The 10,753-nt window shown below is 60.4% G+C and carries 10 protein-coding genes and 1 pseudogene; 3 read left to right on the top strand and 8 right to left on the bottom strand.

Translation table 11 applies throughout. The features are described from left to right. Both PSTU_RS0117980 and PSTU_RS0117975 read right to left on the bottom strand, forming a co-directional pair. Positions 1–284 (bottom strand): alpha/beta hydrolase-fold protein (locus tag PSTU_RS0117980; protein ID WP_019342407.1); only part of this gene is annotated, 284 nt, incomplete at its 3' end. 67 nt (positions 285–351) lie between these two features. Beyond that, entirely contained in the window at positions 352–1,467 is a 1,116-nt protein-coding gene (locus tag PSTU_RS0117975; RefSeq protein ID WP_029404858.1) for an S-(hydroxymethyl)glutathione dehydrogenase/class III alcohol dehydrogenase, read from the bottom strand. Between the two features lie 129 nt (positions 1,468–1,596). On the opposite strand from PSTU_RS0117975, the gene PSTU_RS0117970 reads away from it, so the two are divergent. The 3 genes and pseudogenes from PSTU_RS0117970 (at position 1,597) to PSTU_RS0117960 (ending at position 4,195) form a co-directional block, all read left to right on the top strand. Continuing rightward, complete coding sequence (locus tag PSTU_RS0117970; protein WP_019342405.1) at positions 1,597–2,487, top strand: LysR family transcriptional regulator; 891 nt, start codon at positions 1,597–1,599, stop codon at positions 2,485–2,487. A 141-nt stretch (positions 2,488–2,628) separates the two neighbouring features. Further along, positions 2,629–2,928, top strand: a pseudogene (gene hpf, locus PSTU_RS0117965) (ribosome hibernation-promoting factor, HPF/YfiA family); the annotation flags it as partial. 100 nt (positions 2,929–3,028) lie between these two features. Continuing rightward, a complete protein-coding gene (locus PSTU_RS0117960; RefSeq protein ID WP_019342403.1) occupies positions 3,029–4,195 on the top strand; it encodes a hypothetical protein in 1,167 nt (388 codons plus the stop codon). 68 nt (positions 4,196–4,263) lie between these two features. On the opposite strand, the gene ispD is transcribed toward PSTU_RS0117960, so the two are convergent. The 6 genes from ispD to tilS form a co-directional block, all read right to left on the bottom strand. Further along, complete coding sequence (gene ispD / locus PSTU_RS0117955; RefSeq protein ID WP_019342402.1) at positions 4,264–4,968, bottom strand: 2-C-methyl-D-erythritol 4-phosphate cytidylyltransferase; 705 nt, start codon at positions 4,966–4,968, stop codon at positions 4,264–4,266. Continuing rightward, positions 4,965–5,243 carry a cell division protein FtsB gene (gene ftsB, locus PSTU_RS0117950; protein ID WP_029404857.1) on the bottom strand — a complete coding sequence of 93 codons (279 nt, stop codon included), beginning with the start codon at positions 5,241–5,243 and terminating at the stop codon, positions 4,965–4,967. Before ftsB ends, ispD begins: the two co-directional genes overlap by 4 nt. A 194-nt stretch (positions 5,244–5,437) precedes the next feature. Beyond that, on the bottom strand, positions 5,438–6,727 hold the full coding sequence (gene eno / locus PSTU_RS0117945) for a phosphopyruvate hydratase (RefSeq protein ID WP_019342400.1): 1,290 nt from the start codon (positions 6,725–6,727) through the stop codon (positions 5,438–5,440). 33 nt (positions 6,728–6,760) lie between these two features. Continuing rightward, positions 6,761–7,606: a 3-deoxy-8-phosphooctulonate synthase gene (kdsA, locus tag PSTU_RS0117940; protein WP_019342399.1), complete on the bottom strand. Its 846-nt coding sequence runs from the start codon at positions 7,604–7,606 to the stop codon at positions 6,761–6,763. Then, on the bottom strand, positions 7,603–9,234 hold the full coding sequence (locus tag PSTU_RS0117935; protein ID WP_019342398.1) for a CTP synthase: 1,632 nt from the start codon (positions 9,232–9,234) through the stop codon (positions 7,603–7,605). The genes kdsA and PSTU_RS0117935 overlap by 4 nt, the downstream gene beginning before the upstream one ends. 140 nt (positions 9,235–9,374) lie before the next feature. Next, entirely contained in the window at positions 9,375–10,694 is a 1,320-nt protein-coding gene (gene tilS / locus PSTU_RS20985) for a tRNA lysidine(34) synthetase TilS (protein ID WP_036993402.1), read from the bottom strand. Positions 10,695–10,753: the final 59 nt, after the last annotated feature.

Genomic DNA, 10,753 nt, shown 5'->3' with positions numbered 1-10,753 from the left:
GGATCATCCGGAACGTCGGGCCCGCGCGGGCTGGTATCTGGCGCGACGATAATCAGGCCGAGTTCGGCGGCAAGCCGATGCGCCCCCGCTTTCTGCATGAAGTTTTCATCGGTACAGGTCAGACCGGACAGCCAGTACAACACCGGCAGCTTTTCGCCCTGCTCCACCTGAAGCGGCAGGTATACGGCAAACACCATGTCGCAGTTCAAGCTGGTCGAGCGGTGGCGATAGCGCTTGTGCCAACCGCCGAAGCTCTTCTGACAGGAAATGTTCTCGAGGCTCATGGGCCCTCCTGAAACGGGCCCGTAGCGCGCCCGTCAAAAACGGAGCGCCACGGCCCGACGTGCTGGATCAATAGTGGATGACAGTCCGAATGCTCTTGCCTTCGTGCATCAGGTCAAACGCCTGGTTGATGTCATCTAGCCCCATGTTGTGGGTGATGAAGGTATCCAGCGGGATCTCGCCGGTCTGAGCCTTCTCCACATAGCTCGGCAGTTCGGTACGCCCTTTGACGCCACCGAAGGCGCTGCCACGCCAGACCCGGCCAGTTACCAGTTGGAACGGACGGGTGCTGATTTCCTGACCGGCGCCGGCCACGCCGATGATCACCGATTCGCCCCAGCCCTTATGTGCACACTCCAGCGCGGCGCGCATCAGCTGGACGTTACCGACACACTCGAATGAATAATCCACGCCACCATCGGTCATCTCGACGATGACTTCCTGGATCGGCTTGTCGTGATCCTTCGGATTGACGAAGTCGGTCGCGCCCAGCTCCTCGGCAATGGCGAACTTGGACGGATTGATGTCGATCGCGATGATTCGGCTGGCCTTGGCCATCTTCGCTCCAATAATCGCCGCCAGGCCGATGCCGCCCAGACCGAAGACCGCAACAGTCGCACCCTCTTCAACCTTGGCTGTGTTGAGTACCGCACCGATCCCGGTGGTGACGCCGCAACCCAGCAGGCAGACCTTGTCCAGCGGCGCCTCCTTGGGAATCTTCGCCACCGAGACTTCCGGCAGCACCGTGTATTCGGAAAACGTCGAGGTGCCCATGTAGTGGTAAATCGGCTGGCCGTTGTAGGAGAACCGCGTGGTGCCGTCCGGCATCAGGCCCTTGCCCTGGGTGGCGCGCACCGAGCTGCAGAGGTTGGTCTTGCCGGATTTGCAGAACTTGCACTGGCGGCACTCGGCGGTGTACAGCGGGATCACGTGATCGCCCACCGCCACCGAGGTAACGCCCTCGCCGACGGCTTCGACGATGCCGCCACCTTCATGCCCAAGGATGCATGGGAAGACACCTTCCGAGTCTTCGCCGGAGAGCGTGTACGCGTCGGTATGGCAAACGCCAGTCGCAACGATGCGCACCAGCACCTCGCCGGCCTTGGGCGGCTCGACGTCCACTTCGACGATCTGTAGCGGCTGATTCGGAGCAAACGCGACGGCGGCACGGGACTTGATGGTCATGGCTGGTTGTACTCGTGGATGGATGGTGAAGCGCAGTGTAGTTTTATCAACCAACAGGGTTAATAAGCTGATCGTGGAAACATTATTGCCAGCTAGGGATAATCCGGCTCTGTATCTAAGGGATCGCTTATGAACCGCTGGGAAGGCCTGGACGAATTCGTGGCAGTCGCTGAAGCGGGCAGCTTCATGCGCGCCGCCGAACATCTGCGCGTGTCGTCATCCCATGTAAGTCGGCAAGTGGCGCGGCTGGAGGAACGTCTGCAGGCCCGCTTGCTCTATCGCACCACCCGCCGGGTATCGCTGACCGAAGCCGGCCATACCTTCCTCTCTCGCTGCCAGCGTTTGATCGAAGAGCGCGACGAAGCCTTTCACGCCATTAGCGACCTGCATGCCGCCCCCACAGGGTTGCTGCGCATGACCGCTGCAGTCGCGTACGGCGAACGCTTCATCGTGCCGCTGGTAAACGAATTCATGGCGCTGCACCCTCAATTGCGGGTCGACATTGAATTGTCAAACCGCACGCTCGATCTGGTGCAGGAAGGGTACGACCTGGCCATACGCCTGGGTCGGCTCAGCGAATCGCGGCTGGTCGCCACACGCATCGCGCCACGCGCCATGTATCTGTGCGCGGCGCCAAGCTATCTCGAACGCTACGGCCGGCCTCACACACTTTCCGAACTGGCTCGACACAATTGTCTGGTAGGCACCGGCGACACCTGGATGCTGCAGGTCGATGGCCGTGAGCAGCCATTCAAGCCTTCGGGCAACTGGCGTTGCAACAGCGGCCAGGCGGTGCTCGACGCTGCACTGCGCGGCTTCGGGCTCTGCCAGCTACCGGACTATTACGTCCAGGAACCGCTGCGCCACGGTGAACTGGTGTCCTTGCTCGAAACCTATCAGCCGCCGAATACAGCCGTGTGGGCCGTCTATCCGCAGCGGCGCTATCCCCTGCCCAAAGTCAGGCTGTTGATTCAAGCGTTGAAGGAGGGTCTCGCAACCCGCCCTGAATATGGCAACTAATGCGATTGAGTTGAGACGGCGCCGCGCGTCCGACTGCCGGCGGTCCGGCGGAACCCGACTTAACCCATCACGTCGAAGTGCTGAAGCCGGTGCCTCCGGCCCTCTGCTTGAGCGAGCCGGCCATCCAATCAGGAGGACATCATGCAGATTCTGGTGAACAGCAATCATAGCGTCGACGTGACCAGCAACCTTGAGGAGCACGTGAAAGCGACGGTCGAGAGCGAATTGGAGCGCTTCGACGATCAGCTGACCCGAGTCGAAGTTCATCTCAACGACGAAAACAGCGGTAAAAGCGGCCCGCAGGACAAGCGTTGCCAGATGGAAGCACGCGTCAAAGGACACGAACCCATCTCGACCAGCCACAAGGCGGACTCGCTGAACCTGGCCATCGATGGCTGTGCCGAAAAGCTCAGCCATGCACTCGCCCATGCGCTAGACAAGAAACTCAATCATCACTGACTGCCGCCTGATGAGGCCTGCCGAGGCGGACCGCTGGAGCCCCAAGAGGAACCGAACCATCTGACAACGAGTGAGGCCGTACATGAACAGATTGCTCGATCGCGAAACCATGTCCCAACTGTTGGCAAAACGTGAAGCGCCCTGCCTGTCGCTTTATCAGCCCACCCACCGCAGTTTTCCCGAGCGTCAGCAGGACCCGATCCGCTTCAAACACCTTGTCCGCGAGCTCGAAGACTCGCTCAAGCAGCAAGGCCGCGGCGACCAGGCGAAGGCGTTGTTGAAGCCGTTCCACGATCTGATTAACGATCCCGAGTTCTGGAATTCCAATCGCGATGGGCTTGCCGTCTTCCGTGCCTCGGACTATTTCGAGGTGTTCCGCCTGCAGCGCAGCGTTCCGGAACTCGCGGTCGCCAATGATCGTATGCACCTAAAGCCGCTGCTGCGCATCGCGCAGTCCGCCGACCGCTATCAGATATTGGCAATCACCCTGAGCTCGGTTCGTCTATTTGAAGGCAACCGCGACGGCATTGACGAAGTCCGCTTGGGCGAAGGCGTACCGAAAACCGTTGAGGAGGCGCTGGGCCGCGAGCTGACCGAGAAAGGACAGACCGGATTCCCGCAAGGCTACAGCCGCGCCAGCGAGCGCGGTGACCCGATGCAGGTGGAAAGCGGTGGCGCCGGGCGCCAGGATGAGATCGATCGCGACCGGGAGCGATTCTTCCGTGAAGTGGATCGCGCGATTCTTGAGCATCACAGTCGCAAGTCGCGACTGCCGCTGATCCTCGCCGCACTGCCGGAGCATCAGTTCCACTTCCGCAAACTCAGCCACAACGAATTTCTACTGCCGGAAGGCATCGAGAACGATGCCTCCTTGCTGAGCCATGAGGAGCTTCGCCAGAAGAGCTGGATGGTGATGCAGCCGCGCTACATCAAACGTCTGGAAGGGTTCATCGACCAGTACGGCGAGTCGCGCGGTCAGGGGCTCGCTACCGATCAGCTTGAGCAGATCGGCAAGGCGACACTCGAAGGCCGTGTTGCAACGCTTCTGGTAGAGGCAGAGCGGCAAATTCCGGGGATTGTGGACAAGCAGCAGGGCAAGGCGGCTGCGGTGGAAGACAACTCGGCCACCACGCCCGACGTGCTCGACGAATTGACCATTTGGACACTGGAGCAAGGCGGCGAGGTGATCTCGGTTCCTACCGAACGCATGCCAACCGAAAGCGGCGCCGCCGCGATCTACCGCTACTGATTGCGACCCTTCCACTGCCGCTATGCGGGGCCTAGCGGCCCTGCATAGCGTTCCAAGCAGCGCTGGACTCAGGCTTTCCAGCGCTGCTCCAGCCACTGAAAATCCTCAGGCCGTGTGATTTTCAGGTTGTCTGCCCGCCCTTCGACCAACCGTGGATGATGCCCTGCCCATTCCAGCGCAGACGCTTCGTCAGTTACGGCGACCCCGCCGGCAAGCGCACCCACCAAGGCTTCGCGCAACGATCCAAGTCTGAACATCTGCGGCGTGAACGCCTGCCAGATGACGCTCCGATCGACGGTCTCCTGGACGCGCCCAGCAGCATCAGCACGCTTGAGCGTATCGCGAGCGGGAACAGCAAGTAGACCACCGACGGGATCATCGGCAAGCGTCTCAAGCAGTTGATTCAGATCCGTAACTGCCAGGTTGGGTCGGGCGGCGTCGTGCACCAATACCCAATCACCGTCCGAGGCGCCGAGGCCGGATAGCTTCTGCAGCCCGCACAGCACGGAGTCGGCTCGCTCACTGCCGCCATCGGCCTGATGAACACGCGGATCTGCCGAGCACGCGAGATCAGGCCAGTAGGCATCATCGTTCGCGATGCAGACCACCAGCCCCATAAGCTGGGGATGGTTCAGGAAACAATCCAGAGTGTGCTCGAGGATGGTCTTTCCGGCCAAGTGCAGATATTGCTTGGGGCGGTCGGCCCGCATACGACTGCCAATGCCGGCAGCCGGGATCACGACCCAGTAAGGCGGGAGATGGCGTGCGCTCATTCGGTGAGCTGAAAGAGAGTTTCGCCCTCTTTGACCATACCCAGCTCATGGCGCGCGCGCTCTTCCACCGTTTCCATACCCTGCTTGAGCTCCCTGACTTCAGCTTCGAGAATCCGGTTTCGCTCAAGCAATCGTTGGTTCTCGCCCTGCTGCTCGGCGATCTGTTTGTTCAGTCCGCTAACCTGAGCGAGGCTACCCTCACCCACCCACAGGCGATACTGCAAGCCGCCCAGCAGCATAATCAGCACAACAAACAACCAGTAGGGACTGCGCATGGAAGGCATGGATCGAATTCGATTGGTTTCCAGTGACGTTGTATAAGCGGCGGTCAGCGACATGGCCGGGCTTTCCTTGGCTGGCTAGCGCATCGCCGCGTGGCGACCTTAACAGCGCTGAGCGTTATCCACAAAAAAGGGCGACTAACGCCGCCCTTTTCTAGCATGTACCGGCTTATCTAGCGATAGCCAGATTAGCCGCGAAACTCAGCACGGCCGTTGTAAGCTGCCTTTCCGCCAAGCTGCTCTTCGATACGCAGCAGCTGGTTGTACTTGGATACGCGGTCCGAGCGGCACAGCGAGCCTGTCTTGATCTGACCGGCAGCCGTTCCAACCGCCAGATCGGCGATGGTGCTGTCTTCAGTTTCACCGGAACGGTGCGAAATCACCGCAGTGTACCCAGCAGCCTTCGCCATCTGGATGGCTTCCAGGGTTTCGGTCAACGAACCGATCTGGTTGAACTTGATCAGAATCGAGTTACCGATGCCCTTCTCGATGCCTTCCTTGAGGATCTTGGTGTTGGTTACGAACAGGTCGTCGCCAACCAGCTGGACTTTGCTGCCGATCTTGTCGGTCAGGACCTTCCAGCCATCCCAGTCGGACTCATCCATGCCGTCTTCGATGGAGATGATTGGGTAACGCTCGGCCAGGCCGGCCAGGTAGTCAGCAAAACCGGCGGCATCGAACACTTTGCCTTCGCCGGCCAAATCGTACTTGCCGTTTTCGAAGAATTCGCTGGAGGCACAATCGAGTGCCAGCGTGACGTCGTCGCCCAGCTTGTAGCCGGCGTTAGCCACTGCTTCGGCGATAGCAGCCAGCGCATCTTCGTTGGATGCCAGGTTTGGAGCGAAACCACCTTCATCACCGACAGAGGTGCTCAGGCCACGAGCCTTCAACACGGCTTTCAGGTGATGGAAGATTTCGGCGCCCATGCGCAGAGCGTCCGCAAAGGACTTGGCGCCGACCGGCTGCACCATGAACTCCTGGATATCGACATTGTTGTCGGCGTGTTCGCCACCGTTGATGATGTTCATCATCGGCACCGGCATCGAGTACTGGCCAGGCGTGCCATTGAGGTTGGCGATGTGCGCGTAGAGCGGCAGGTCCTGGTCCTGCGCAGCGGCCTTGGCAGCAGCCAACGACACGGCGAGGATAGCGTTGGCACCCAGCGATGCTTTGTTCTCGGTGCCGTCCAGCTCGATCATTGCACGGTCCAGTGCCTTCTGATCCAGCGGATCCTTGCCCAGCAGCAGATCACGGATGGGGCCGTTGATGTTGCTGACAGCTTTCAGCACACCCTTGCCCATGTAACGGCTCTTGTCGCCATCGCGCAGTTCCAGCGCCTCACGGGAACCTGTGGATGCACCCGACGGCGCACAGGCGCTGCCGATGATGCCGTTATCCAGGATAACGTCCGCTTCCACGGTGGGGTTGCCACGGGAGTCGAGAACCTCACGCCCTTTGATGTCGACGATCTTTGCCATTTTTATTAACACTCCGTAGATAGCTTCAAGGCTTCAAGCAGTTTCGATTGGCGCAAAATTCTTGATCAAATCATCCAGCTGCTTGAGCTGGGTGAGGAAGGGTTCGAGCTTGTCCAAACGCAATGCACAGGGGCCGTCGCACTTGGCATTCTCGGGGTCCGGGTGGGCTTCCAGGAACAACCCGGCCAGCCCCTGGCTGAGGCCGGCCTTGGCCAGATCGGTAACCTGGGCACGACGACCACCTGCCGAGTCGGCGCGGCCACCCGGCATCTGCAGCGCATGTGTGACATCGAAGATCACCGGATATTGCATCCGCTTCATGATGTCGAAGCCGAGCATGTCGACCACCAGGTTGTTGTAGCCGAAGGACGAGCCGCGTTCGCAGAGAATCAGTTGATCGTTGCCGGCTTCTTCGCACTTGGTGAGGATGTGCTTCATTTCCTGCGGCGCGAGGAACTGAGCCTTCTTGATGTTGATCACCGCTCCGGTCTTGGCCATGGCGACCACCAGATCGGTCTGCCGCGACAGGAATGCCGGCAGCTGAATGATGTCGCACACTTCAGCGACTGGTTGCGCCTGGTGCGGTTCGTGCACATCAGTAATCACGGGGACGCCGAAGGTCTTCTTCACGTCTTCAAAGATGCGCATCCCCTCTTCCAGGCCGGGGCCGCGGAAGGAGTTGATCGAGGAGCGATTGGCCTTGTCGAAGCTGGCCTTGAAGATATAGGGAATACCGAGCTTCTCGGTGACCTTCACATAGGTTTCGCAGATTTGCAGCGCGAGGTCGCGAGATTCCAGTACGTTCATGCCGCCGAAGAGCACGAACGGTTTGTCGTTGGCGATCTCGATATGACCGACGCGGATGGTCTTCTGGTTCATGCCTTGCCCGCCTTATGATCCAGCGCAGCCTTGACGAAGCCGCTGAACAGCGGATGGCCGTCGCGCGGCGTGGAGGTGAATTCGGGGTGGAACTGGCACGCCACGAACCACGGATGATCCGGCGCTTCTACCACTTCGACCAACGCGCCGTCACCGGAACGACCGGTGATTTTCAGCCCGGCCGCCTCGAGCTGTGGCAGCAGGTTGTTATTCACCTCATAACGGTGGCGGTGACGCTCGACGATGCGCTCCTTGCCATAGCAAGCAAAGACATTGGAGCCCGCTTCGAGGCCGCATTCCTGCGCACCCAGGCGCATGGTACCGCCCAGATCGGACGCATCGGTACGGGTTTCCACAGTGCCCGCGGCATCCGCCCACTCAGCGATCAGACCGACGACTGGGTGGCCGCTGTCCTTGTCAAACTCGGTCGAGTTGGCATCGGTCCAGCCGAGTACGTCACGGGCGAACTCGATCACTGCGACCTGCATGCCGAGGCAGATACCCAGGTACGGAATCTTGTTCTCACGGGCATATTTGACGGTGGCAATCTTGCCTTCCACGCCACGCAGGCCGAAACCACCGGGGACCAGGATCGCATCCATGCCTTCCAGCAGGCCGGTGCCCTGGTTTTCGATGTCTTCGGAGTCGATATAGCGGAGGTTCACTTTGGTGCGGCTCTGGATGCCAGCGTGGCTCATTGCTTCGATCAGAGATTTGTATGCATCCAGAAGTTCCATGTACTTGCCGACCATGGCAATGGTGACTTCCTTTTCCGGGTTCAGCTTGGCATCGACCACGCGGTCCCATTCGGAAAGGTCGGCGCCACCGCACTCCAGCCCGAAGCGCTCGACGACGAAGTCATCCAGACCCTGGGCGTGCAACACACCCGGAATCTTGTAGATGGTGTCAACGTCTTCGAGGCTGATCACCGCGCGCTCTTCGACGTTGGTAAACAACGCAATCTTGCGGCGCGAAGATACATCAATCGGATGGTCGGAGCGGCAGACCAGCACGTCCGGCTGCAGGCCGATGGAGCGCAGCTCCTTGACCGAATGCTGAGTCGGCTTGGTCTTGGTTTCGCCAGCGGTCGCAATGTAGGGCACCAGCGTCAGGTGCATCAGCATGGCGCGCTTGGCACCGACCTCGACGCGCAGTTGGCGGATCGCCTCGAGGAAGGGTTGCGACTCGATGTCACCGACGGTACCGCCAACCTCTACCAGCGCGACGTCGGCATCGCCTGCGCCCTTGATGATGCGGCGTTTGATCTCGTCAGTGATGTGTGGAATGACCTGAATGGTCGCACCCAGGTAATCACCGCGACGCTCGCGACGCAGCACATCTTCGTAAACGCGGCCGGTGGTGAAGTTGTTGCTCTTGGTCATCGTAGTGCGGATGAACCGCTCGTAGTGACCCAGGTCGAGGTCGGTCTCGGCGCCGTCATGGGTGACGAACACTTCACCGTGCTGGAACGGGCTCATGGTGCCCGGATCCACGTTGATATAAGGGTCCAGCTTGAGCATCGTGACCTTCAGGCCCCGCGCCTCCAGGATGGCCGCCAATGAAGCCGAGGCGATGCCTTTCCCCAATGAAGAAACAACACCACCCGTGACGAAGATGTAGCGCGTCATGAAAAACCCTAGAAGTCTGCGTTAAGCGGTCAGCGCCGCCGGGGAAAAGCGAAGGTGCCATCGCGCCTGAGGCGGCAATAGCTCAACTGCCACGGTTTTCGAAGAAAGCCGCAGAAGCTGTGTTGGGACGGGAGCGTAGTCTACTCGAAAGACCCCATCAGCTCAAACCTGGCGTCGGCCGGCGGCGACCAATGAAGCGACAGGGCTTGGGCATCGAACTGCGGCAGATTGGCTACCGCAACGAGCTCGCCGTCGAGGAAGAGCAACGGTAGACGCGAACGCACGAACCCTGGCATTCCAGCCTCATTGAGCAGCCGCTTGAGATCACGACGGCCACGGCCAGGAATTTTCAGTGACTCGCCGCCCTGGCGATAGCGCACCTGCAGCGCACCCTCCCCGGGGTTACCACTCAAGCGTAAGACGCCGTTGCCTGGCAGCTGCAGATCGGTGTCCGGCTGTGACCAATCGACAGGCCCCGCCACCGCGGCCAACCAGGGCCCTGAAAGCCACCAGATGCACCCATCGCCTTTATGCAGCTCGCCAGCAGCCAAGCGCCAGACCGGCGCGGCATCCGGGTTAGCGTCGCGCAGCGCATCCCAGCCAGCCCAGTGATCGCTATCGGGCAGTGCAGTGAAATCTACCAACCAGTAACGCAATGCGTTGCGCTGTCGAGCCGGGCTGAGCAACGCTAAAGACGACAACGAGAGCTTTGGTAGCGGCAGCCATTGATACCGGCCCTGCTGGTGCGCCTCGCGCAGATCAATCTCGGCCAGCTCATCCAGCAACTGCTGCGCCTCGCCCAGATGCGCGGCGGTGCGCGCCATGTTTTCCACGGCTCGCGGCCAGCGCTGTCGAAGCACGGGCATGACACGATGGCGCAGGAAGTTCCGGGCATGCCCAGTGCACTGATTGCTCGGATCCTCGACCCAGCTGAGCCCCTGCACTCGCGCATAGACTTCCAGCTCGTCCCGCCCAATATCCAGCAAGGGCCGCACCAGCCAGCCATCACCCAGCGCGCGTACCGCAGGCATGCTGGCGAGCCCGCGCACTCCCGCACCGCGCATCAGGCGAAAGACCAAGGTCTCTGCCTGATCGTCCCGGTGCTGGCCAGTAAACAGCACCTCGGCAGTGTTTAGGTACTCGCTGAATGCCGCATAGCGCGCAGCTCGCGCGGCGCTTTCGAGGCTCGGGCCGGCCTGGACCTGCACCCGCACTACCTGCAGCTCGATACCCAGCGCCTGACAGACGGAACTGCAGTGCGCCGGCCATCCATCCGCCGCTGGCTGCAACCCATGATGGACATGGATCACACTTATTGGCGGGAGTTTTCCGCGAGACGATAAGCGCACCAACAGGTGCAGCAGCACAGTGGAGTCAAGCCCTCCGGAAAATGCCACACACCAACGCGGCGCTGTACGCCAGGGTTGCAACGTATCAAGCAGCCGAGACTCAAGAGACATTTGATTGCAACTCAGAAAAAACAAACATCAGCATAAGCTGAAACGGACGCATGCTGGCT

Source organism: Stutzerimonas stutzeri SDM-LAC, from assembly GCF_000235745.1.
Lineage (GTDB): Bacteria > Pseudomonadota > Gammaproteobacteria > Pseudomonadales > Pseudomonadaceae > Stutzerimonas > Stutzerimonas stutzeri_H.
Note: the sequence above shows the minus strand (reverse complement) of the source record. Positions and strands in the feature narration are given on the sequence as shown.